Here is a 23631-nt window from a genome sequence, read left to right on the forward strand (position 1 = left end):
CCGGAAAACACCATGCGCCCCGGCCAGACATGCGTTTGGCAATCGCTTAGCTGATCGACGCGTTGTAAATCTGGTCGATATTCTTACCCAAGGCCGCCACGAACCCTGCATCGTCCATGTCGCGGCGCAGCCCTTCGGTCAGGGCACGGCTAAAGCTGGCGATCATCTTGTGGTTCTGTGCCAGTTTCGCGCTTGCCTCATCCGTCGAATACCCCCCCGACAGTGCCACCACGCGCAACACGCGCGGATGATCTGCCAGCGCGTCGTAACGGCACGGCACATCCGGCAAGGTCAGCTTGAGGATCACGTTTTGATCCGCCGACAGTTTTTCGATATGCGCCATCAGCGCATCTGCCAGCATATCTTCGCACGCGGCCTTGGTGTCGGAATGAATGTTGATCTCGGGTTCGATGATCGGCACCAGACCGGCCGCCAGCACCTCGTGGGCAACATCGAACTGATTTTCAGCAATGGCGGCGATGCCGTCCGCGTTGGCGGACTGGATCACCGAACGCTCCTTGGTGCCAAAGATGCCCATGTCACGCGCCTCTGCCAACCGCGCGGCGAGGCCGGGCATGGGTTTCAGCAATTGCACGCCCTGCGCCTCGTCCTCAAGGCCCTTGTCGATCTTCAGAAACGGCACAACGCCGCGCGTTTTCCACAGATGCGTCGCAACCGGCGTATCCCCGATCCGTTCATGGATTGTCTTTTCGAACAGGATCGCGCCAATCACCTTGTCGCCAGTGAAATCCGGACTCTCGATGATGCGCGCCCGCATTTTCTGCATTTCTGCAAACATCTCTTCGTCGCCGGAATAATCCTCTGGCATAACACCGTACAGCGCGAGGGCCTTGGGTGTGGACCCGCCCGATTGGTCGAGCGCAGCGATAAAGCCTGCCCCTTGCTCCATTTGAGCGCGCATCTTGGCAAAATCGGACATCAGGTACTCCTTGGACGTCGGGGGTTGTTGCGACCCTCCTAACCCATTCAACACCCCCGGTTAATCCCGCAGACGCGGTGTTAGCGCTGACGTTTGCGGATTTCTAACCAGATGCCGTCTTTGGCGCGCACTGTGAGGTGTGCAACAGGCACCGGGACACGGTCAGGCACGGGCAAAACCACGTGATCGCGCAAAAGACGCGCCAGAATCAGTGGCCCTTCGACCATCGCAAAGCCCGCGCCGGTGCAGACCCGCGCCCCGGCCGAGAACGGAATGAACGCATCACGCATACAGCTTTTGCCGTTTTCGGTCTGCCAACGGCCCGGGTCAAAGTCGTCAGGCTGATCCCAAAGACGCGTGTGGCGATGCAGGTGCCACGGGCTGATGACGACCTGCGCGCCCTTGGGCACGTCGCGATCCCGGAATGTTTCGGGGCATGTCGTTTCCCGCACCATCATCGGCACCGGAGGATAAAGTCGCAGGGTTTCACGAAACACGTCCCGCGCCACGGGCAGTTTGGACATCACGCTGAATTCGCAGGTGTCCAGAGCTTGCGCCTCTGTCGCGATGCGGTCTTGCCACTCTGGAAAACACGCCACAAGGTAGAGCGCCCATGCCAGCGCAGAGGCACTGGTTTCGTGCCCTGCGAGAAAGAAGATCGCGACCTGATCCACCATCTCTTCGGCGTCAAAGGTCTCGCCGGTTTCGGGATCGACGGTCGTCATGATCTTGGTCGCCAAATCATCCGGCGCGGTGCCATCCGCGATTTCCGCCGCGCGCCGCTCGACCAGTTGGGTGATCAGCCTGCGGATCTCAGCCGCAGTGGCGCGCGTGTTCCGCCGAAACCCACGCGGCAGCCACGCCGGCAGCGGGACAAAAGCGGCAAGGTTCAGGATCGGCTGGCTGCGCTGATAGGCGCGGAACGCGTGAAAAACGGCCCCCGCCAATTCATCCTCAATCGGCAAGGAAAAGAGCGTCCGAAAAATCACATCAGCGGCGGCATGGCTGATCTGGGCCTCAATTTCTGTCGGCCCCTCTGGCAAACGTGCCGCTGCCGCTTCGGAGGCGTCCCACATGGCCGGGAACGTCTCGCGCAGGCGACCGCCCTCAAAGGCGGGGTCGATGATACGACGCTGCCGCTCCCATTGCGCGCCGTTGGTCAAAAAGACGGAATTGCCCAGCAACGGCCGCAGCCCCTCGCTGATCCGGTCGGATTTGGGGAAGTCCTTGGGCCGTTCCCTGAGCACGGTTTTGACCAACGCGGGCTGGTTCATCAGGTAGCTGCGAAAAAACGGAGTGCGGAACTCGGCCATCCATGCGCGGTAGAGACGCTCGGGTTGTGCCGACAATATGTCCTGTCGAAACAGCCGCATGTACCGCCACAGCGACACGCGGTCCGGCCTGCTGGGCGGTTTGGGCGGTGTCATACCGCAACCGAGGTGTATTTGGACACAGGAATGTCGATCCGGGATTTGGAGGGCCGGCGATCCGCATAGCGGTCCGCCAAGGTAACAGGCCCTGCGGTGATCTGGAAATAGTCATAATCCTTGGGCCGGTCAAAGGCGCACAGGTACTGGAAATGCAGACGAAAAAAGCGCCAGCGCAATTCCTTCCACCGCTCCGGGCTGAGGGTCTGGGTGAAGGCGGCGGAAAAGACCAGCGGCCAGCGTTTGCCCTCGGGTGCCACGCCAGAGACGGCCACAGGATCACACAGCGCAAAGGCACAGCCATCGCCGGGCGCTGTGACATCCACCCATGTCAGTTCGTCGCGCATCGACAGGTATTGCAAGTCAGCCCGCAGGCGGTGCGCCTCGGGCAAAAAGGACACCATGGGCACAACCTGCCCCAACGACAGGAACCCAAGCGCAGGACCGGTCGCGGGCACCCGGCCCTCGCGGATCAGGTCGGCAAGGATGGACACGGCCAGATGCGCGCCAGAGGAATGGCCAACCACCAGCACCTCGTCGACATCGTCCTGCATCGCTTCGGCAATGCTGTCGCCAAAGCTGCGCATCCGCGCCTCCAACGCGTCCGGGTTCGCACCACGCGAGGCTGCCGAATAGGCGTAGTCGTGCATCAGGTAGTAGGCAAAAAACCGGCCGTCCTTGGATTTGAACCAGCGCAGCAAGCTGACAAAGGCCACCGCCCCCCCGCCGCTGCCCAACCATGATCCGACACCGGGCCAGATCGTGTCCCCAAGGCGCCAGATCAGCGCCCATAGCAGAACCGCCAACAGCAACTGGCCCACCAACATGCCCACCGGGTAAAGGGCGGCAATCACCGGCCCCTTGCGCAGGCGCATCAGGCGGCGTAGCGCGCCCGACGCGATATAGGTCCATGCGGTGCGCACAAGTTGCAGATAGGTGCCGGGGATCGACGCATCCATGCTGTCACGGACGATATCGGACCAGACCAGAACCTCGACGTCGGCATGGGTTTGCGCGTCGTCAATGCGTGCTGCCACCTGCCAACCGTAATGCGCGCCCTTTGGCGCGGGTGTCAGCGCCAGTTCGTAGCCGGATATGGCCGCCTGTGCGACCCCTTCCTTGCGATAAAGCTCGCGGTATCGGCGGGGGTGAATCGGGTCGTAGCCGGGAATGTAGAACACCCGGCGGCGTGACACGGTTTTTGGATGCGCGCTGCTCATCAATGCACCTTTTGGCGCATTCTAGCGATGTTGTGGGGCCAAAGTAAGGCGGAAGCTGCCGGTTGGTTTCCGTGCCCGAAACCGATCACCCCAGCGTGGCCAAGGCCGGAAACTGCTCCAGCAGCCAAAAGGAGAACCACGTGAACAGTCCGGTCAGCATCGCCAGCCCCACCAGAACCAAAAGTCCTCCCATCACCCTTTCGATCAGGACCATGTGGCGTTTTATCCGGTTCATGAACCCCATGGCACGGCTCATGAACATCGCCGCCAGCAGGAACGGTATCCCAAGACCGGCTGCATAAATGCCCAGCAGGACCGTGCCGCGTGTCACGGACGCCTCAGACGCGGCAAGTGTCAGGATCGCGCCCAGTTGCGGTCCGATACAGGGCGTCCAGCCAAAAGCAAAGGCAAGGCCAAGGATATATGCGCCAAAAGACGACCCGCCCTGATCCCCCGCATCCATCCGCGCCTCGCGATCAAGAAACGAGATGCGGAAGACACCAAGGAAATGCAGGCCAAAAACGATGATCACAGCGCCGGAAATCTGCGCAAATAGCACCTGGTTCTGCAAGAAAAACGCGCCAAAGGCGGACGCGGCAAAGCCAAGGATGATAAAGACTGTCGACAGGCCAAGGACAAAGAACAGCGCCGCAATCGTGGCCCGGCTGCGCCCGCGCCCGTCTTCGGATATCTCGCCCACGCTCATGCCCGACATATACGCAAGATAAGGCGGCACAATAGGCAGCACGCATGGGCTGAGAAAGCTGATGATGCCCGCCAGCAAGGCCACGCTCATGGCAGGCAGCAGGCTCGCGTCGATGATGTCAATTCCGAACATGAAACCCACCTAACCAACCGCACGCCCGGCGTCACGGGGGCACGCAGTCACATGTGCGTGGACATGCTGAAACATCGCGCCTAAATGGCAACTATGACCGATCCACATATGCTTGATGCTGTGGGCCTGCTGTGCCCCCTGCCCGTACTCAAGGCGCGCAAGCGTCTGGCCGCGTTGTCGTCGGGGGACGAGATCACCGTTCAGGCAGATGATCCTGCCGCAATCGTCGACATCCCGCATTTTTGCGCCGAGGCCGGCCATACGCTTGTCTCAAGCGATCTGGACGGCCCCGTGCATGTTTACGTGATCCGCAAGGGCTAGGCCCTTACTTGCCGCCCAGTGACCACCAGCCGCGCCGTTTTGGCTTGGCCGGTTCGTCGGGTGCCGGGGCTTCGGCCACGGGGTCCGGTGCGGCGGCGGCGGCCACGGGCTCCGGCGTGGGCTCAGGCTCTGCCACGGGTTCAGGTTGCGGTTCGGGTGCCGGGTCCGCTGCGGCCTCTGCATCCTCTGCCGGGGCTTCTTTGGCGTCGTCCGCTTTGGCCTTGGTGGAACGCGAACGTGTGCTGCGTGTCCGTGTGGGCGTTTTGCGCGCAGGCTTTTCTTCGGGCTCTGCGGTCTCCTCCGCTGGTGCCTCTGCGGCTTCAGGTTCGGACGATGCGGCGCTGTCCTCGGCCTTGGCTTCGGTTTTCGACTTTGCCGTCGACCGGCTCCGGCTGGAGCGGCGCTTGGGCTTGGCCTCTTCGGCGTCCGGCGTTGCTTCGGCCTCTGCTTCGGCGTCGGGTTGTTCCGCTGGCTCGGCTGTTGTGTCTGCCGGCCCGTCTTCGGACGCAGCATCGGTGTTGGCGGTATCGCCATTGTCCTGCGAGCCATCACCGTTTTCACCGCTGCCGGACTTGCTCCGCCGACGACGGCGCCGACGGCGGCGCTTGGGCTTGGTCTCGCCATCTTCGGACGGGGTGTCGGCACCGGGTGCCGCGGGGGCGTCATCGACTTCTGCTTCGGCTTCGTCCACCTCATCCATGATCGACGTGTCCACCGAGACAACAGGCGCCTCGACGGCCTTGACCACCCGGGTTGCGGTCTTGAATTTTTCGAGCGCAAAGTCGGGGCTGACCAGATGCGGCTCACCCTCGACCCGGACCGACAGGCCATAGCGGGCCTCGATCTGCGCGATGTGCTCGCGCTTCTGGTTCATCAGGAAGTTGGCGATGCCGACGGGGCATTTCACCAGCACCTCGCGCGAGCGGCGGCGCGTGCCTTCCTCTTCGATCTGGCGCAGGATCGACAGCGCAAGGTTGTCGTCCGACCGGATCAGGCCCGTGCCATGGCACGCCTGACAGGGCTGCGTCGTCGCCTCGATCATGCCGGGGCGCAGGCGCTGTCGCGACATCTCCATCAGACCAAAGCCCGAGATGCGGCCCACCTGAATGCGCGCACGGTCCGTCTTGAGACGGTCCTTCATGCGCTTTTCCACGGCGGCGTTGTTCTTGCGCTCGTCCATGTCGATAAAGTCGATGACGATCAGCCCCGCAAGGTCTCGCAGACGCAACTGGCGCGCCACTTCTTCGGCGGCTTCGAGGTTGGTCTTGAGCGCGGTTTCCTCAATCGACCCTTCCTTGGTCGACCGACCTGAGTTCACGTCGATGGCGACCAGTGCCTCGGTGATACCGATCACGATGTAGCCACCTGATTTCAGCTGCACCGTCGGGTTGAACATGCCGCCCAGATAGGTTTCGACCTGATAGCGCGCAAAGAGCGGCAGGCTCTCGCCGTAGAGTTTCACGTTCTTGGCGTGGGACGGCATGATCATCTTCATGAAGTCCTTGGCGATGCGGTAACCGCGCTCGCCTTCGACGAACACTTCGTCAATCTCGCGGTTGTAGAGGTCGCGGATCGACCGTTTGATCAGGTCGCCTTCCTCGTAAATCTTGGCCGGTGCGATCGACTTCAGCGTCAACTCGCGGATTTGTTCCCAGAGCCGTTGCAGGTATTCGTAATCGCGCTTGATCTCGGCCTTGGTCCGCTTGGCCCCGGCGGTGCGCACGATCAGACCGGCACCTTGCGGCACCTCGATCTCGCCCGCGATTTCCTTGAGCTTCTTGCGGTCGGCGGCGTTGGTGATCTTGCGGCTGATGCCGCCACCACGTGCGGTGTTAGGCATCAGGACGCAGTAGCGACCCGCGAGGGACAGGTACGTGGTCAGAGCCGCGCCTTTGTTGCCGCGCTCTTCCTTGACGACCTGCACGAGCAGGATCTGACGGACCTTGATGACTTCTTGGATCTTGTAGCGGCGCGGACGAGGTTTGCGCGGCGGGCGGATGTCTTCCTGATCGTCCTCATCGGCGACGGATTCGATGCTGTCGTCCTTGGACGCGGCATCGGCCGCCTTCCCCTCGGACGCGTCATCGTCATCCGCTTGGTCGGCGGAGGTCGCCTCGTCGCTTTGCTCCTCGGCCTCATCGGCACTGGGCGTTTCGACGGGGGTCTCCTTGACGGTCTCCATGGGCGACGCGGCTTCGTCCTCGGGGACTTCGGCCTCTTCGAGGTCGATGGTTTCCATCCCCTCGATGTCCTTGGAGGTGGTCGCATCCCCGGTGTCGGCCTTGGCCGCCTTGGAACGGGACGAGCGGCGGCGCTTGGGCTTGGGCTTGTCCTCTTCTTCGTCGCGGGCCTTTTGCGCTTCGGCGTAGGCGCGCTCTTCCTCCATCAGGGCTTCACGGTCGGCGACGGGGATCTGGTAGTAATCGGGATGGATTTCCGAGAACGCAAGGAAGCCGTGGCGATTGCCGCCATAGTCGACAAAGGCCGCCTGTAGCGACGGCTCGACCCGGGTTACTTTTGCGAGATAGATGTTGCCAGCAAGCTGGCGCTTGTTTTCGGATTCAAAGTCAAACTCCTCGACCTTGTTTCCGTCCACCACCACGACGCGGGTCTCTTCCGCGTGGGTGGCATCGATAAGCATTTTCTTAGGCATGAAAGTCCATTGCACACGCACCTGCGCCGCGCCCCCGGAGGGGCCAGCGTGCGGTGGATGTGTCTTGTTTGAGCGATATGGGACGCGCGGCAGGGAGAGCCGGTCGGGCCTCCTGCTGGGATCAATCCTGTCCTCACGCGCGTCATCGCGGTTCTTCTCCGATGCGCACCGGCCCTCGGGCCGTCCGCATCCATTCTACGCGCTGCGCCAGACCTCGGCCTGCGTCAGCATCTCATGGCCATTGCTGGCCCAATCGGTCTGAAGAGGGTTTTCACGCCTCGTCAGCGAAACTCATACAGGCTGCGACGCGAATGCGCGTCGCCTGCCCATTGGACTAGATAAGGGCAATGCAGGCGCAAAGACAATGGCCAATCGCGATTGGCGGCGATGCAAGACGCCAATCTTGGCGCAGCAGCCCCGTCAGACCACGACGGCACAGCGTTCGCGGATGCGATACAGTTTCTTGCGGGCCCCGGCGTGCACACCATAATTGAACAGCCCGGGCGTATCCCTAGTCTGGGCGCGCATGGTTTCGCGCACCGCAGGCAGGGCGATGTCCTCGCCCACATATTCAAACGGATTCACGATACGCTGATGTTCCTGCGCCCAAAGCAATGTGCGTTTTTCCGACGCACGTGTGCCGGTCGATAGCGTCATGCATCAGGGCGGCTTGCGGCGCGCGCGCTTCCACCCGGCCATTTAACATGAACCGGTCGAAATGCTTGAGATGCAGCATCTAAAGATGATCCAGCAGGTGCCGTTCGCCCAGAGTGTTGGCATGGCTGCCGGGGGTGAATTTCGCCGGTTTGCGCACGAGGTTCGGTTTGGACTATCTGCGTTTCGGGCCAAAGGTGCGCCGCCGCGACAGGATCGTGTGTGACGCGCCAATGGAATGTGGTTCGTCGCGGGGAGAATGGATCGGGTCAAGGCACAGTGGTGCAATGTTCACTGGCGCCGTGTCGGCATCCCAAATATACGTTTGCAGATGATCGACGAGGTTCGGAGACACCTCCGGGTCCGCCACGACGAACTCATCCATATCGCTCAGGATCATCGAGTTGTAATTCGTCAACATGCCCGAAACGAACTGGCTCATCATGTTCCAGCGCCGCCGTTCGAAACGGAACTTGGTTTCGTTCCGCGGGATGTGGATCACGTTGGCACCTTTGGCAATCGCGTCATGTCTTGGGTCCAGACCGCGACTGAAGATGTAGAGGTTTTCGGGCCCCAGCATCCCGGCACAGTCGTTGTACCACCGCTCGAGGATGAAATAGCCGCGGTACACCATCGCGACCACGCCCAAAGGCGTCTTGGTTGCGTCAATACCTGCTCTCACTGCCGCGATGCGGGCATGGCCCCGCGTGTATTGATGGCAAGACGATATGAGTGATTCGCCCCCGCAACTCTTTGTCAGGGCTTGGAGGGCGGAGCCAAAAACCCATTGCAGCAGACCCTCAGTCGGCGGACAGTCGGGATGCGGCGTCGCTCACCAGATGGGCCGCTGTCCACAGGTCATGGGCGATGTGCTGGCCCAAGTCGGGCAGCGCCAGATCGGGGGCGCGCAGGTCGGGTATCTGCACCGCGCGACACCCCGCGCGCACTGCCGCCATGATGCCCCGGTCGCTGTCTTCAAAGGCCGCGCAATGTGTCGGGTCCACGTCCAGCGCAGCAGCCGCTTGCAAATAGGGCGCGGGATCGGGCTTGTTCGCGTGTACTTCGTCGCCGCCAATCACAGTCTCGAAACATGCGATCAAGCCCGCCACATGCAGATGGTGCCGCGCGGCGTCCCCACGCGTTGACGTCACAACCGCCATGCGCGCGCCCTGCGCACGCAGCCCTGCAAGCGTTTTGGATACAGTCGGACGCAGGGGCACATGCGTTGACAGTTTGTGCTGCACCACGTCACGCCATTCCGACAGAAACCGCGCGCCCTCTTGCGTGCTGCCCATCAGATCGGTGACGCGGTCCTGTGTCATCGCCTCGGACGAGCCAATCAAGGTAAGAAAGAAGGCGTGGGCATCCTCCGCATCATGCCCCCGCGCCGCAGCCAGCGGGACAAAAGCGTCAAGGCAGACCCGCTCGGTGTCGAGCAAGAGCCCGTCCATATCGAACAGATACGCCGCCGGTGGTGAGGTGTAATGTGCCATGTAACTGCCCTGCCCCGTTGCTTGTGCCGCAGGCATGGCAGGTGTGCGGGGCCGAAACCAGCCCCGCGCCAATCAGCTTTTGTGACAGCCCGTTACAGGTAGTCCGCGCGTTGCAGCCCGTATTTGGCCATCTTTTCGTTCAGGGTCCGCCGCGGCAGGCACAGCTCTTCCATGACGGACGCGATGGAACCCTTGTGGCGGCGCATCGTGTTGTCGATCAGCATCCGTTCGAACGCCTCGACATATTCCTTGAGCGGCTTGCCTTCGGTGGTCATCACCGGCTGCATTTCCTCGTGGTCCGACATCAGCAGTGACGCGATAGACCCGGTGCCACGGCGCGATTGCAGTACGGCCCGTTCCGCAATGTTGATCAGCTGGCGCACGTTTCCCGGCCAAGGGGCTTGTAACAGCTGTGCGGCCTCCTGCGCGGACACCTTGGGCGCTTCGCAGCCATATTCGTCTGCAAACTGGTCGCTGAGCCGGGTGAACAGCGTCAGAATATCCTCGCCCCGCTGGCGGAGCGGCGGGACAGTGATTTTCAAAGCGGCCAGACGGTAGAACAGATCAGGCCGCAGCGCGTCTTCGCAGGTCTTGCCCGCCTCCTGCATGTTGCAAATGGCGACAATGCGCGTCTCGGCGGGCGTGCCCTGTTCGTTGATCACCGACAAAAGGCGCGCTTGCAAGCTCTCGCTCAGCGCCTCGATATCCTCAAGCACCAGCGTGCCGCCCCGCGCCTCTTCGACCGCAGGCAGTTGACCGTCCTCGGGCAGCATCGGGCCAAAGAGCCGCTTGGTCAGCGCTTCCTCCTCCCATGCGGAACACGAGATCAGCACGAATTTCTTGCCAGCGCGGCTGCCCACGGCGTGCAGGGCATGGGCGACCAGCGTCTTGCCTGTGCCTGTCTCACCGTCGATCAGGACGTGACCGTCGGCTTGCCCCAGATCCAAGATATCCTCGCGCAGACGCTCCATCACAGGTGCGTTGCCGATCAGCTTTTTCATCAGCTGACCACCATCTGACAGCTCGCGGCGCAAGGCGCGGTTGTCCATCGTCAGACGGCGCGCAACCGTGGCCTTCTTGGCCAGATCGCTCATCCGGTCGGGGTTGAACGGTTTTTCAAGGAAATCGAACGCGCCCACGCGCATTGCCTCGACCGCCATGGGCACGTCGCCGTGCCCTGTGATCATGATCACCGGCAGCGCACTGTCATTGCCCATCAGCTTTTTCAGGAACTGCATCCCGTCCATACCCGGCATCTTGATGTCCGAGATGACAATGCCGGGATATTCCGGCCCCAGCACCTTGAGCGCATCCTCGGCGCTGGCAAAGGTTTCAGTGTCGTAGCCGGACAGCGCCAGCCACTGGCTGATCGATTGGCGCATGTCCTGTTCGTCATCCACGATGGCAATCTTCATGGCTTGGGTCATATGTCTTCCCTCCGGTCTCATTGGGCCGCGGCGATCTTGTTCTTGTCGGCACTCGCCCCATCGTCGAGCACCGGCAACTGCATCTCAAAGACGGCACCGCCCGCTTGTCCGTTGCGCGCGGTGAGCCGTCCTCCCAAATCGTTCACAATGCCCGACGAAATGGCAAGGCCCAGCCCCACCCCGTCGCCGGGTTGCTTGGTTGTGTAAAACGGCTCAAAGAGCGCATCGAGATCCTCGATGCCCGGACCGTTGTCGCGCACGGTCAGCGTCACCGTTTCACCGGCTGACAGGATGATATCCACCTGCGGCTCACTCACCGATTTGGTGGCGTCGATGGCATTGCGCAACAGGTTCACCATCACCTGTTCGATGCGCAGCCGGTCGCCCAGCACCATCATCGGCGTGGGCGGCACAATCCGGTTGATCAAAACCCGCCGCTGACGCAGCTGCGGCTCCATCATCGACAGGGATGAGGCCAGCGCATCACCCATGTTTACAGGGCTCAACTCGTCCTGTCCCTTGCGAGCATAGGATTTTAGCTGCCGCGTGATCGCCCCCATCCGCTCGATCAGATCATCGATCCGGCCAAAGCTGACCAGCGCCTCTTCGGGCCGGTTGCGCCGCAACAGCAGACGCGCGCCGGCGAGGTAGGTCTTCATCGCCGCAAGCGGCTGGTTCAACTCGTGACTGACCGCCGCCGACATCTCACCCAGAGCAGCCAGTTTCGACGACTGCTGCAACGTCTGTTCGGCCACGGCGAGGTCCTCTTGCACACGCATCCGTTCGGCGACTTCTCGCTGCAACTGCGTGTTCAGGCGGCGAAGCTCTGCCGACTCGCGTGCAAAGAGCGCCAGCCGCAGGGCCGACCGGCGGCTCATTGCATAAAACGCCAGCGCCAGAAGCAGTGCGAATCCCATGATTTCCATCGCCAGAACCCCATTCACCCGCTCACGCACCGACGCGTAGGTCGTGAACGACGTCATGCGCCAACCCCGAAACGGAATGCGCGTCTCCAGCCGCATAACCCCTTCGCCCTGCAGATAAGCGTCAGGCGGCAAAGCCGTCCAATCCGCCGTGGCACGGATGGCGCGTTCGATGGCACTTTGCGCCGGTTGCGCGGCCAGCGCATCCTCTTCGGTGCGACCACGCCAGCGCGGCTCCGTTGCCAAAATGATTTCGCCGGTGCTGTCTGTCACAAGCACAGCCGCCGATATCCCGGCCCATGCCCGCTCAAACTTCTGCAAATCCACTTCGACCACGATGACGCCCAGCACATCGCCCCCCGCAACGATCCTGCGTGAGTATACAAAGGCATAGCCGCCGCTCTCGCGCTGCGACGTGGTGAAAATCGTGTCCGTGGCACGCAAGGCTTCGAAAAAGAACGCCGTGCCGCGGTGGTTGGTGCCCAGCACATTGCGGTCTGTGGCGGCAACGACCCGCCCCTCAACGTCCAGCAGCATCAGGTTGGCCGCGCCAATCTCTTCGACAAAGGAAATCAGGCGCGCGGTAGACTGTGCGAAATCCGACGAATTCAACGCGCCGATCAATGTGGGGTCACGGGCCAAAAGCTGCGGGACAACCGCGCTTTGCCGCAGCTCGCTCAACAGGTTGCCGGAATAGAGCGCAAGCCGCAGTTCAGCCCGGTTGCGGGTCGTTTCCGTAAACCGGTCGGTTAGCAGCATGTTGGTAAAAAAGACGGTGGCAATGGCCGTGCCTGCGAACACCAGCAGCGCAAGACGCGCGCGCCAACTGATCGTCCGTGTCCGCGCGGGTGCCCCCGCCTGTTTCGTGTCACGCGCCATGGCGGCCAATCTACGACGCCGCCGCCGCCCGCTCAAGTCACGCGGAGGTCAACTGCCCCGCCAATGCGCGAAAGAGCGCCGTACCGTCCGTGCCTCCATGCCCGGCATCCGCCGCCCGTTCCGGGTGCGGCATCATCCCAAGGATGCGCCGGTTGTCCGACAGGATGCCCGCGATATCGCGTTGCGACCCGTTTGGATTGTCGGTGTAGCGGAACACCACCCGGTCCTCGCCCTCAAGCCGGTCAAGCGTTGCCGTGTCCGCGAAATAGTTGCCATCATGATGCGCGATGGGAATATCGACCACGTCGCCGGCATTGTAGCCTTCGGAAAAGGCGCTTTGCGACGTCTCAACACGCAAGCCAACGGTTTTGCAGACATATTTCAGCCCGGCATTGCGCAACAGCGCACCGGGCAGCAATCCGGTCTCCGTCAGCACCTGAAATCCGTTGCAGATGCCCAGCACGTAACCGCCGCGGTCCGCATGGGCCCTGAGCGCCCCAACAATCGGCGCATTGGCCGCAATCGCACCGCAGCGCAGGTAATCGCCAAAGGAAAACCCGCCTGGAACGCCGACTATGTCCACATTGTCAGGCAAGGCGGTGTCCTTGTGCCAGACCATGTCCACATCCGCACCCGCAGCCCGGAACGCCACCGCAAGATCCCGGTCGCAATTCGATCCCGGAAAGACGATCACCGCCGCCTTCATGACATATCGATCCGGTAGCTTTCGATGACCGTATTGGCGAGCAGCTTTTCGCACATCTCCGTCACCTGCGCCTCGGTGGTGCCATCGGCCAGATCAAGCTCGATGACCTTGCCCTGCCGCACCCCGTTCACGCCCGCGAACCCCGATGCACCAAGCGCATGACGCACCGCTTCCCCTTGTGGGTCCAGCACGCCATTCTTCAGAATCACATGTACCGTCGCCTTCATCCTGTCCCGGTCCCCCGCTTCTTCTCTTTCCAAATACTCAAAAGCCACGTCGCCTCAATTGATGAGGGTCGGTTTGGTCACCGGCTGCGCGTTCATTGGCATCACGCCCAGACGGCGCGCCACTTCGGTATACGCATCCGCCAGATTGCCCAGATCGCGTCGGAACACATCTTTGTCGAGCTTTTCGCCCGTTTCGATGTCCCACAGCCGGCAACTGTCAGGGCTGATCTCATCCGCCACGATCAGGCGCATGAAATCGCCGTCGTAGACCCGTCCGATCTCGATCTTGAAATCGACCAACCGGATACCGACAGCCATCATCACGCCGCTGAGAAAATCGTTCACTCGCAGTGCAAGGCTGACGATGTCATCCATGTCCTGCTGGCTGGCCCAGCCAAAAGCGGCGATGTGCTCTTCGGTCACCAGCGGATCGCCAAGGTTGTCGTCCTTGTAACAATATTCGACGATAGGTCGTGGCAATTGCGTGCCCTCATCGATGCCCAGTCGCTGGCTCATTGTGCCAGCGGCATAGTTCCGCACGATCACCTCAAGGGGGATGATCTCGCAGGACCGCACCAGTTGCTCGCGCATGTTCAGGCGTTTCAGGAAATGCGTCGGCACGCCGATCTGGTTCAGACCGGTCATAAAGAATTCGCTCAGGCGGTTATTGAGCACGCCCTTGCCTTCGATCACGTCCTTTTTCTGCGCATTGAAGGCGGTGGCGTCATCCTTGAAGTACTGCACGATGGTGCCCGGTTCGGGACCTTCATAGAGGATCTTGGCTTTGCCTTCGTAAATCTTTTTGCGTCGCGCCATGGGCGTCCTTTCGCTGGGGCAGCGCTGCTGAATCTGCCCGACAGTGAGGCTCTCATAAGCAATCGGGTCATATGCCGCAAGCGATGGGCGTGCTGATGCGCATCAAAGGGGTTGCGCGCATCCGCACAGGCTCGCATATCTGGTGCAACGCAATCCCCGGGGAGAGACCTGATGAGCACCTTTGATGACCGCGAAAACGCGTTTGAGAACAAGTACGCCCATGACGCGGAAATGCAGTTCAAGGCTGACGCGCGCCGCAACAAGCTGTTGGGCCTGTGGGCGGCAGAATTGATGGGCAAATCCGGCGACGATGCCGCTGATTATGCCAAAGAAGTGGTCAAGTCTGATTTTGAAGAGGCCGGTGACGAAGATGTCTATCGCAAAGTGTCGGGCGATCTGGGATCGTTGGCGGACGAGGCGACAATCCGCGCCAAAATGGCGGCGCTGATGGTCGAAGCCAAGAGCCAACTCATGAAGGAAACCAGCTAAATCAATATTTTGACTGGCCAAATTCAACTGCCCAAACGCGCATGGTTCCGGCTGTGCGCGTTTTTAATTGCTCAAATTGATCACTTAACGCATCGGTCATTTCAGCGTCCTAGAGTGAGGCTCGGGTCAAGGGGGGTCAAAGGGGCGCAGGCGTGGTTGGTAACGGGTTCACGGCGCAGACTGCGCCTCAGATTTGGGCCAGACGTGCTGCGCGTGCCATTGTACCGGCGGCGATTTTATTGTTTTGCGGCTGGGTTCTGTCGCAAAAGCTAAGCGTCGAATTGCTTTTGTCACTGCCTGAACGGCTTGGGGATATCGCCCCATGGCAATGGCTGTGCGCAGCCGTTTTGACAACGCTCAGCCTCTACAGTGTGGGGCGTTACGACGTTCTCGCGCACCGCTTTTTGCGCACCGGCTTGCCGGAACGCAACGCCCGCTGGACCGGCAGCATCGCCATCGCTGTTGGTCAGGCACTTGGGTTTGGCCTGTTCACCGGCGCGTTGGCACGCTGGCGCATGATGCCCGCATTGGGGCCGGTCAAAGCCTTCAGGCTTTCCGTTTTCGTCTCCATCTCTTTCATCATTGCATGGGTTGTGGTGACAAGCGTGGTGAGCCTCGTCCTGCCTGCGCCGACATGGGCCAAATGGGTGGCCGCGCTGGGTTGCGCCTGCGCCTATATTGGCATGATCGCTTTGTTCTTCTGTCCCGAACTGCGCATTCGGAGCCTGCGCCTGCGCTTGCCGGGATGGCGATTGAGCGGTGGGATACTGTTCTGGGCCTTTGTGGACACATTGGCCGCTGCTGGCGCGCTCTACGTGATGCTGCCTGCGGGTACGGTCGGCTTTGCCACGTTCTATCCTGTGTTCCTGATTGCGATGGGGGCCGCCCTTCTGTCGAACACACCCGGCGGGCTCGGTCCGTTCGAGGTGATCATGCTGTCCATCCTGCCCGGTGTCGGGATCGACGTCGCGCTGACCGCGATCCTTGGCTACCGCATTGTGTATTACGCCATACCGGCGGGCCTTGCGGCACTGGCCTTGATACGTCCGTTCCACGATGCAAGGCCCCGGCGCCCGTTCCTCCGGTCCTCTATCGCCACGGCGCCACGCAGCGAAGTGGGCGTTGTGCGCCAAAACGGGGGCGCGCTGCATGACTTTGGCAACACCTCTCTGGCACTGTGGCCAACGGGCCAGACCATGACGCTTGTGGCCGATCCCCTGTCCGGCAAGGTGGAGCACGGCCTTGGCATGTTGATGGAACGGGCGCGCGACACCGCCGCGATTCCGATGGTTTACAAGGGCGGTGCGCGGCTGGCGGCCACCGCCCGGCGCGCGGGCTGGTCCGTGTTGCACATTGCAGATGACGCAATTGTTCCGCTGGACAGGTTCGACGTGAACACGCCCGAGCGTCGTACCTTGCGGCGCAAGCTGCGCGCAGCCGACCGCGTGGGTGTGGAACTGTGCGTCGACCAACCGCTGCCGCACAAGGATCTCGCCTATATCGACGCACATTGGCAGGACCAACATGGTCGGGCACGCGGTGGCAGCATGGGACGCTATTGCCCGAACTACATGGTGGATCAATGGGTTGCGGTGGCGCGGATCAACACGCGATGCGTCGCCTTTGTCACGGCGCACATGGCGCGCGATGAATGGTGTCTTGACCTGATGCGGCACACCGATGACGCGCCTGACGGGACCATGCACGCGCTCGTCCATGCCGCAATCGAAGCCGCGCAGGCGCAAGGGGCCAAGCGGTTCTGTCTGGCGGCAACCCCCGCCTGCCCCGACCCCGGCTCCGCTTTTTGGCGATGGGCGATGATGCAGTTTGTACAGGTCGCGGGTGGGGTTGGATTGCGGCAGTTCAAATCCAACTTTGGCCCGGTCTGGCGGCCCCGCTACGCGGCATCGACGACGCCTTATGGGCTGTTCATCGGGTTGGCCGACATCTTGCGCACCATCCAGTTTCCCGGTCCCGTCACAACTGCCACCACAAACGCAGCTCATGATTTAGATGAGAATTATGAAGTGGCTTCACATCGCGCGGCATGAGACACCCCAACCCTGACATCAAAGAGGCGTCTCATGTCCAATCCCCTGCTCTCCCTGCTCAATGAACGCGGCACGTTGCTGGCGGATGGGGCCACGGGCACCAACCTGTTTGCCATGGGGCTCGAAGCAGGCGATGCGCCCGAACTGTGGAACACCGATGCGCCGGACAAGATCGTCGCGCTCTACCAAGGCGCAGTGGACGCGGGCAGCGACATTTTCCTGACCAATTCCTTTGGTGCGAATGCGTCACGGCTTAAACTGCACGACGCAGGCCACCGGGCATTTGAGTTGAGCAAGGCTGCCGCCGAGATCGGGCGCAATGTGGCCGACAAAGCGCCGCGCACCGTGATCGTTGCGGGATCGGTCGGTCCCACGGGCGAGATCATGGAACCCGTCGGCGCGCTCAGCCACGCGCACGCAGTCGAGATGTTCCACGAGACCGCTGCCGGTCTCAAGGCGGGTGGTGCCGATGTCGGCTGGGTCGAGACGATTTCGGCCCCCGAAGAGTTTGCAGCCGCCGCCGAAGGCTTTGCGCTGGCAGGGCTGGATTGGGTCGGCACCATGAGTTTCGATACCGCAGGGCGCACCATGATGGGTGTCACCAGCACTGATCTTGCCAGCCAAGCCGCGACCCTGCCCAACCCGCCGCTCGCCTTTGGTGCCAATTGCGGCACCGGCGCATCGGACCTGTTGCGCACGGTCTTGGGCTTTGCCGCCACCGGAACCGAACTGCCCATCATCGCCAAGGGCAACGCAGGCATCCCCAAGTTTCACGACGGCCACATCCACTACGATGGTACGCCCGACCTGATGGCTGACTATGCCGAACTGGCGCGCAATTGCGGAGCACGGATCATCGGCGGGTGCTGCGGTACAACGCCGGATCATCTGCGCAAGATGCGCGCCGCGCTCGACACCCGCGCCAAAGGCCCCGCGCCGACATTGGACGAGATTGTGGCGGCACTTGGCCCCTTCAGCTCTGCCAGCGATGGCACCGGCGACGACACGCCTCCGGCGCGCAAACGCCGCGGCCGCCGCGCGGCCTAGAACAGGCTGAGCTGATCGGACGGGGGAACGGGCGGCAAGAACAGATCGGTCCGCATCGGCGGCGCCTCAGTTCGCAGCCCCAACCGTTTGACAGCCAGATTGAACCGATGCGCCACCATCTCTGCATAGCTGCCCGTGCCCCGCATCCGATGCCCCCAGCGGGCATCGTAATCCTTGCCGCCGTGCATCTCGCGCAGTTTGGACATGACCCGACCCGCACGGTCAGGATAATGCGCGGCCAGCCATTCCTGCCAGAGCGGCGACACCTCCTGCGGCAGGCGCAGCATGATCCAGCTTGCCGTGCGCGCACCAACCGCCTTGCCTGCGGCAAGGATCGCCTCAAGCTCGGGATCGGTCAGCGCCGGCACCATGGGCGAGGCCATGATGCGCACCGGCACTCCGGCCGCACTCAACCGTTCGATCATGCGCAACCGGCGTTCGGGCGACGGTGCGCGCGGCTCCATCCGGCGGCACAAATCCGCATCCAGCGTTGTGACCGACACGCCCACCCGCACCAGCCCGCGCCGCGCCATCGCGCCCAAAATGTCCAAGTCCCGCTCGATCAGCGTGCCCTTGGTCACAATCGCGACCGGATGCCCACAGTCCGCCAACACCTCAAGACAGGCGCGCATGATCCCATGCTCTTTCTCGACCGGCTGATAGGGGTCGGTGTTCGTCCCGATGGCCATAGGTGCCACAGTGTAGGTTTTGCGCCCCAGTTCCTTGCGCAGCACCGCGTCGATGCCGGGCCGCGCCACCAGCCGCGTTTCAAAATCAAGCCCCGGCGACAAGCCCAGATAGGCATGTGTCGGACGCGCGAAACAGTAGACGCAGCCATGCTCGCATCCACGATACGGGTTGATCGAACGGTCAAAAGGCAAATCCGGCGACCTGTTGTAAGTGATCGCGCTGCGCGGACGCTCAACACTTACTTGGGTGCGCAAAATCGGCTGTTCCTCGTCCCGGTCCCACCCGTCGCTGTCACCATGGCGCGTCACGGTGCTGTAGCGGCTGTCGGCGTTGCTCACCGCCCCACGCCCGCGCGCCAGCTGAGTCCGAAGGTCCTGTTCCATGGCGCGACAATAGAACACATCGTGAACATACGCCACTATAGACTGCCCATACCCCGCCTTAACATGCCGTGGCATACGAAAGTGACACGCCGCGTCGCCCTTGGTGCGGGCCATGTCGCAATTCGGACAGTCGCACCGCGACAATCTGCCCGATAACCCCGGAAACAAACGGCCTTTTAGCCCGCGCGCCAGCAAAGGAACGCAAAATGTCAGAAGAAGACGACATCGTCCTGTCCGAACTCGACGACGAGGAACTGGTCCAGCAGATGTTCGACGACCTCTATGACGGCCTCAAGGAAGAGATCGAAGAGGGCGTCAACATCCTGCTGGAACGCGGCTGGACCCCGTATGACATCCTGACCAAGGCGCTTGTGGGCGGTATGACAATCGTTGGGCACGATTTCCGCGATGGCATCCTTTTTGTGCCCGAAGTGCTGTTGGCGGCCAATGCCATGAAGGGTGGCATGTTCATTCTCAAGCCGCTGCTGGCCGAAACCGGTGCTCCGCGAGTGGGCAAGATGGTGATCGGCACGGTCAAGGGCGACATCCACGACATTGGCAAAAACCTTGTGTCGATGATGATGGAAGGCGCCGGTTTCGAAGTGGTCGATCTGGGCATCAACAACCCGGTCGAAAACTATCTTGAGGCACTGGAAAAAGAACAGCCTGACATCCTCGGCATGTCGGCCCTGCTGACCACCACCATGCCTTACATGAAGGTCGTGATTGACACGATGGTCGAACAGGGCAAGCGCGACGATTACATCGTGCTGGTGGGCGGCGCGCCCCTTAACGAAGAGTTTGGCAAAGCCATCGGCGCAGACGCCTATTGCCGGGACGCCGCTGTTGCGGTCGAAACGGCCAAGGAATTCGTAGCGCGCAAACACAACCAGATGGCAGGCTGATGTTCCCTGCGGGTTTCGATCCGCAACCGGTACTGACAGGGCGTACGCTACATCTGCGCCCGATGACGACGGACGACCGTGATCCGCTTTTTGCGGCGGCGTCCGATCCTTTGATCTGGGAACAGCATCCGGCGCGCAACCGGCACGAACGCGCTGTGTTCGACCCGTATTTTGACGCGCAACTGGCGCGCGGCTCCGCGCTCGTGGTCGAGCGGCGCACAGACGGGCGCGTGATCGGTACGTCGTGCTACTATGTCACGGACGAGGTGCCGCCCGCGGTTTCCATCGGTTTCACCTTTCTCGAACGCGCGCATTGGGGCGGTGCGACAAACCACGAGATGAAGACGCTGATGCTGGATCATATCTTTGTCAGCCTGGACACCGCATGGCTGCACGTGGGCACGGACAACATCCGGTCTCAAAAGGCGACGGAAAAACTGGGCGCCACCCTGCGCTACCAAGCGGATCTGGATCTGGGCAACGGGCCGGCGCGCTATTTGTGTTATGCTCTGCCGCGTTCGGTCTGGCGCGGCCAATGACCCTGCCTGACGACACAACCCTGACCGAAGCGGGGCTGCGCATCAGCGGGTCGGGCCGCATCCTGCTGATCGCATGTGGCGCGCTTGCGCGCGAAATCCTTGATCTCAAACGCGCCAATGGCTGGGACCATATGGACCTGACCTGTCTGCCGGCCAAACTGCACCTTTATCCCGATCAGATCACCGACGCCGTAAAGGCCGCCGTTGCGCACCACCGTGATGCCTATGACGACATCTTTGTCGTCTACGCCGATTGCGGCACGGGCGGGCAATTGAAAACGGCGTGCGACATGATGGGCGTTGAGATGGTTCCAGGCCCCCATTGCTATAGTTTTTTCGAAGGGAACGAACGCTTTGCGCGACAAAGCGAAAGTGAAATCACCACGTTCTACCTAACGGATTTCCTCGTCCGTCAGTTTGAGGCTTTTGTCATCAAACCCATGGGCCTCGACCGTCACCCCGAACTCCGCGACATGTATTTCGGCAATTATGAAAAACTTGTCTACCAAGCCCAAACCGATGACCCGGCCCTCACGCAAAAGGCCAAGGCAGCAGCAAAAACACTTGGCCTGTCCTTCGAACGTCGTTTCACAGGCTACGGCGATCTCGCCACGGAACTGGCAAAACGCTGATCCTGCCCCGTCTCTGTCCCCAAAAATCCCGGGGAGTTTGAGGGGCAGCGCCCCTCATCCAAAAAATGAATCGCGTCGCGCGGCAGCGCGTCCGTGGGATCACGCCGTGGCGGCGACACTGCGAATACGCTCAATCATTGCCCGCAACCCGTTGGACCGCTGCGCTGACAAATGATCGTTGAGCCCCAACCGCTCCATCTCGGCCCGCGCATCCACATCCAGCACATCTGCGACCGGCAAGTCGTTGTAGAGCTTGCGCAGCACTGCGATCAGCCCGTTCACGATCATCGCGTCGCTTTCGCCATCAAAGCGGAACACCCCGCCCTCAATCTGCGGATGCAGCCACACCTGGCTCGCGCAGCCGTCGACCTTGGTCGCAGGCACCTTCAGCGCGTCAGGCAGCGGGTCCATTGCCTTGCCTGCGTCAATGACAAACCTGTACCGGTCTTCCCAGTCATCCAGAAACGCGAAATCCTCAACGATCTCTTCGAATGCCGCACTTGCCATATTTGCCGCCCCTTCTGCTTGCCAATCCACGTAAGGAGCGGCGCGCCAAAGGTCCAGCCCTGCAAAGGGACGCTTTTCATCGCGCTCCGCATCCGCTACCACTCGTGATCAAAGTCCACAGGGGCAGAGCAGTCCGATGACCAAGCTAACCATCCTTATCCTTGTCGCTGCCATGACATTGGGGGCGTGCAGTACACGGCTGAATCCGTTTAACTGGTTTGGGCGTGGCCAGTCCGAGCCCGTCCAGTCACCACAAGACACCAAAGAGAAAAACCCCTTGATCCCGGAAAGCGAGCGGTTGCGGCTGAACCTTTTTGGGCTGCGCAATGCCGATGACGCCGAATATCCGGGCGGCCCGATTGATCAGGTCAGTGATCTGGTGATCGAACGCGTGCCCGGCGGCGCTGTGATCCGGGTGTCGGGCGTGGCGGATTATCAGGGCGCGTATGGCGTGCGGCTGCAACCCGCGAATGAGGACGAAGTGTCCGAAGACGGCGTGCTGACCTATCGGCTGGAGGTCATCCGGCCAAACAGCGCGCGTGTCGGCGGCCCTGAACGGGTGCGCACGGTAACAGCCGCCCGTCGTGTGACCGACAACCAATTGGTCGGGGTTCGGACCATCCGGGTTGAAGGCCTGCGCAACGCCCAGACGTCGCGGCGCCGCTAGAATCCGGATCTACTCGTCCAGCGGGACGATACGCACGCTTTCGCCCTTGGCCGCCAGCGCGACGCGGCCATCACACAGGCGCAGCGCGTCCTCGCCAAACACTTCTGACCGCCACCCCTTCAGTGCCGCGATATCGCGTTCACCCGCCGCCAAGGCGTCGAGATCGGACGCGGTCGCAATCAGCTTTGCCGCCACACCGGCGCTTTCTGTCTTTGCCTTGAGCAGCACGCGCAGCAAATCCGCCAGCGCCGGGTTCACCTGTAGCTTTTCGCGGCTGCGGTCGGGTTGCGGCATCGCATCGGGTGACATCGACAACCCGGCCTTCACCGCCTTCAGAATGCCGTCGGCAATGTCCCCCTTGCGCGCTTCACGCAGCAACAGCCGGGACCGGCCAAGGTCTTCGAGCGATTTGGGCTTGTTGCTGGCCAGTTCCACAAGGGCATCGTCCTTGTAGACACGGTTGCGGGGGATGTTGCGGTCCTGCGCGTGGCGCTCGCGGAAGGCGGCAAGTTCCTTGACCAGCGCTAGAAACTTTGGCGAATGCGTCCGTGTCTTGACCCGTTTCCACGCATTCTCCGGCTGCACGATGTAGGTGTCACCGCTCAGCAGCGTGGTCAGTTCCTCTTTGACCCAGCGCGCGCGCCCCGTTTCTTCGAGCTTGGCCGCCAAAAATTCGTATATCTGGCGCAGGTGCGTAACGTCGGCCAGCGCGTAGGTCTTTTGTGCATCCGTCAACGGACGCCGCGACCAGTCGGTGAACCGCGATGTTTTGTCCAATGACTGCCGGGCAATCTTGCGCACCAGCGTCTCATATCCGACCTGTTCACCAAAACCGCAGACCATCGCGGCCACCTGTGTGTCAAAAAGCGGATCCGGCAGCACCTGCGCATCCACATAAAAGATCTCAAGGTCCTGCCGTGCCGCATGAAACACCTTGACCACCGATGTATCGCGGAACAGATCATACAGCGGCTCTAGCGACATGTTGCCCGCGAGCGGATCCACCAGCACCGCACCGCTGTCATCGGTGCCGGGCATGGCCAGCTGGATCAGGCACAATTTGGAATAATAGGTCCGTTCGCGCAGAAATTCCGTGTCCACCGTGACGTAGTCATGTCGCGCCGCCTCTGTGCAGAATGCAGCAAGTTCGTCGGTGGTGGTGAGAGTCTTCATCTGCGGTATCTTCTTGTTTTTGGG

24 protein-coding genes are annotated in these 23631 nt (G+C 61.7%); 8 read left to right on the plus strand and 16 right to left on the minus strand.

Going from position 1 to position 23631, the window contains the following annotated elements:
- Window positions 1-46 precede the first annotated feature (46 nt).
- The 4 genes from Q1A85_RS06045 to Q1A85_RS06060 all read right to left on the minus strand — a co-directional run bounded on the left by Q1A85_RS06045 (window position 47) and on the right by Q1A85_RS06060 (window position 4425).
- A complete protein-coding gene (locus Q1A85_RS06045) occupies window positions 47-940 on the minus strand; it encodes a fructose bisphosphate aldolase (protein ID WP_299686435.1) in 894 nt (297 codons plus the stop codon).
- A gap of 80 nt (window positions 941-1020) precedes the next feature.
- The gene (locus Q1A85_RS06050; RefSeq protein WP_299686437.1) at window positions 1021-2367 is read right to left on the minus strand and encodes a cytochrome P450; all 1347 of its coding nucleotides are present in this window, start codon (window positions 2365-2367) and stop codon (window positions 1021-1023) included.
- On the minus strand, window positions 2364-3587 hold the full coding sequence (locus Q1A85_RS06055) for a hypothetical protein (RefSeq protein ID WP_299686438.1): 1224 nt from the start codon (window positions 3585-3587) through the stop codon (window positions 2364-2366). Before Q1A85_RS06055 ends, Q1A85_RS06050 begins: the two co-directional genes overlap by 4 nt.
- Window positions 3588-3672: 85 nt before the next feature.
- Window positions 3673-4425, minus strand: a complete 753-nt coding sequence (locus tag Q1A85_RS06060) for a cytochrome c biogenesis protein CcdA (protein ID WP_299686439.1) — start codon at window positions 4423-4425, stop codon at window positions 3673-3675.
- Between the two features lie 93 nt (window positions 4426-4518).
- Between Q1A85_RS06060 and Q1A85_RS06065 the strand changes: the two genes are divergently transcribed.
- Complete coding sequence (locus tag Q1A85_RS06065; protein ID WP_299686441.1) at window positions 4519-4746, plus strand: sulfurtransferase TusA family protein; 228 nt, start codon at window positions 4519-4521, stop codon at window positions 4744-4746.
- A gap of 4 nt (window positions 4747-4750) precedes the next feature.
- On the opposite strand, the gene Q1A85_RS06070 is transcribed toward Q1A85_RS06065, so the two are convergent.
- The 9 genes from Q1A85_RS06070 to purC all read right to left on the minus strand — a co-directional run bounded on the left by Q1A85_RS06070 (window position 4751) and on the right by purC (window position 14524).
- A complete protein-coding gene (locus tag Q1A85_RS06070) occupies window positions 4751-7399 on the minus strand; it encodes an Rne/Rng family ribonuclease (protein WP_299686443.1) in 2649 nt (882 codons plus the stop codon).
- A gap of 420 nt (window positions 7400-7819) precedes the next feature.
- Window positions 7820-8056, minus strand: a complete 237-nt coding sequence (locus Q1A85_RS06075) for a hypothetical protein (protein WP_299686445.1) — start codon at window positions 8054-8056, stop codon at window positions 7820-7822.
- Between the two features lie 172 nt (window positions 8057-8228).
- Window positions 8229-8735, minus strand: a complete 507-nt coding sequence (locus tag Q1A85_RS06080) for a hypothetical protein (RefSeq protein WP_299686447.1) — start codon at window positions 8733-8735, stop codon at window positions 8229-8231.
- Window positions 8736-8853: 118 nt separating this feature from the next.
- The gene (locus Q1A85_RS06085; RefSeq protein WP_299686449.1) at window positions 8854-9582 is read right to left on the minus strand and encodes an HAD family phosphatase; all 729 of its coding nucleotides are present in this window, start codon (window positions 9580-9582) and stop codon (window positions 8854-8856) included.
- Window positions 9583-9638: 56 nt separating this feature from the next.
- Complete coding sequence (locus tag Q1A85_RS06090) at window positions 9639-10973, minus strand: sigma-54 dependent transcriptional regulator (protein ID WP_299686451.1); 1335 nt, start codon at window positions 10971-10973, stop codon at window positions 9639-9641.
- Between the two features lie 17 nt (window positions 10974-10990).
- A complete protein-coding gene (locus Q1A85_RS06095) occupies window positions 10991-12775 on the minus strand; it encodes an ATP-binding protein (RefSeq protein WP_299686452.1) in 1785 nt (594 codons plus the stop codon).
- 37 nt (window positions 12776-12812) lie between these two features.
- The gene (purQ, locus tag Q1A85_RS06100; protein ID WP_299686454.1) at window positions 12813-13481 is read right to left on the minus strand and encodes a phosphoribosylformylglycinamidine synthase subunit PurQ; all 669 of its coding nucleotides are present in this window, start codon (window positions 13479-13481) and stop codon (window positions 12813-12815) included.
- Window positions 13478-13708, minus strand: coding sequence for a phosphoribosylformylglycinamidine synthase subunit PurS (gene purS, locus Q1A85_RS06105; protein WP_299686456.1), 231 nt, complete (start codon window positions 13706-13708; stop codon window positions 13478-13480). The genes purQ and purS overlap by 4 nt, the downstream gene beginning before the upstream one ends.
- A gap of 54 nt (window positions 13709-13762) precedes the next feature.
- Window positions 13763-14524 (minus strand): phosphoribosylaminoimidazolesuccinocarboxamide synthase, encoded by a 762-nt coding sequence (purC, locus tag Q1A85_RS06110; RefSeq protein WP_299686458.1) that lies wholly within the window; start codon window positions 14522-14524, stop codon window positions 13763-13765.
- 171 nt (window positions 14525-14695) lie between these two features.
- Between purC and Q1A85_RS06115 the strand changes: the two genes are divergently transcribed.
- From Q1A85_RS06115 to bmt, 3 genes are all read left to right on the plus strand, one after another.
- Entirely contained in the window at window positions 14696-15013 is a 318-nt protein-coding gene (locus Q1A85_RS06115; protein ID WP_299686460.1) for a DUF1476 domain-containing protein, read from the plus strand.
- Window positions 15014-15165: 152 nt separating this feature from the next.
- Entirely contained in the window at window positions 15166-17064 is a 1899-nt protein-coding gene (locus Q1A85_RS06120) for a phosphatidylglycerol lysyltransferase domain-containing protein (RefSeq protein WP_299686462.1), read from the plus strand.
- Window positions 17065-17097: 33 nt separating this feature from the next.
- Window positions 17098-18111 carry a betaine--homocysteine S-methyltransferase gene (bmt, locus tag Q1A85_RS06125; protein WP_299686464.1) on the plus strand — a complete coding sequence of 338 codons (1014 nt, stop codon included), beginning with the start codon at window positions 17098-17100 and terminating at the stop codon, window positions 18109-18111.
- Here the strand turns inward: bmt and Q1A85_RS06130 are convergent.
- Entirely contained in the window at window positions 18108-19184 is a 1077-nt protein-coding gene (locus Q1A85_RS06130; RefSeq protein ID WP_299686466.1) for a PA0069 family radical SAM protein, read from the minus strand. The two genes, bmt and Q1A85_RS06130, sit on opposite strands and share 4 nt — an antisense overlap.
- A gap of 206 nt (window positions 19185-19390) precedes the next feature.
- Between Q1A85_RS06130 and Q1A85_RS06135 the strand changes: the two genes are divergently transcribed.
- Genes Q1A85_RS06135 through Q1A85_RS06145 form a run of 3 tightly spaced genes read left to right on the plus strand, consistent with a single transcriptional unit; the run spans window position 19391 to window position 21260 of the window.
- Window positions 19391-20089: a B12-binding domain-containing protein gene (locus tag Q1A85_RS06135; protein ID WP_299686468.1), complete on the plus strand. Its 699-nt coding sequence runs from the start codon at window positions 19391-19393 to the stop codon at window positions 20087-20089.
- Entirely contained in the window at window positions 20089-20628 is a 540-nt protein-coding gene (locus Q1A85_RS06140) for a GNAT family N-acetyltransferase (RefSeq protein ID WP_299686470.1), read from the plus strand. The genes Q1A85_RS06135 and Q1A85_RS06140 overlap by 1 nt, the downstream gene beginning before the upstream one ends.
- Complete coding sequence (locus Q1A85_RS06145; protein WP_299686472.1) at window positions 20625-21260, plus strand: DUF1638 domain-containing protein; 636 nt, start codon at window positions 20625-20627, stop codon at window positions 21258-21260. Before Q1A85_RS06140 ends, Q1A85_RS06145 begins: the two co-directional genes overlap by 4 nt.
- Window positions 21261-21359: 99 nt before the next feature.
- On the opposite strand, the gene Q1A85_RS06150 is transcribed toward Q1A85_RS06145, so the two are convergent.
- Entirely contained in the window at window positions 21360-21767 is a 408-nt protein-coding gene (locus Q1A85_RS06150; protein WP_299688529.1) for a SufE family protein, read from the minus strand.
- 136 nt (window positions 21768-21903) lie between these two features.
- On the opposite strand from Q1A85_RS06150, the gene Q1A85_RS06155 reads away from it, so the two are divergent.
- Window positions 21904-22434, plus strand: a complete 531-nt coding sequence (locus tag Q1A85_RS06155) for a hypothetical protein (protein WP_299686473.1) — start codon at window positions 21904-21906, stop codon at window positions 22432-22434.
- Window positions 22435-22443: 9 nt separating this feature from the next.
- Here the strand turns inward: Q1A85_RS06155 and rnd are convergent, their stop codons facing one another.
- Window positions 22444-23607 (minus strand): ribonuclease D, encoded by a 1164-nt coding sequence (gene rnd / locus Q1A85_RS06160; protein WP_299686475.1) that lies wholly within the window; start codon window positions 23605-23607, stop codon window positions 22444-22446.
- Window positions 23608-23631: the final 24 nt, after the last annotated feature.

It is taken from the genome of uncultured Tateyamaria sp., from assembly GCF_947503385.1.
Taxonomy (GTDB): Bacteria; Pseudomonadota; Alphaproteobacteria; order Rhodobacterales; family Rhodobacteraceae; genus Tateyamaria.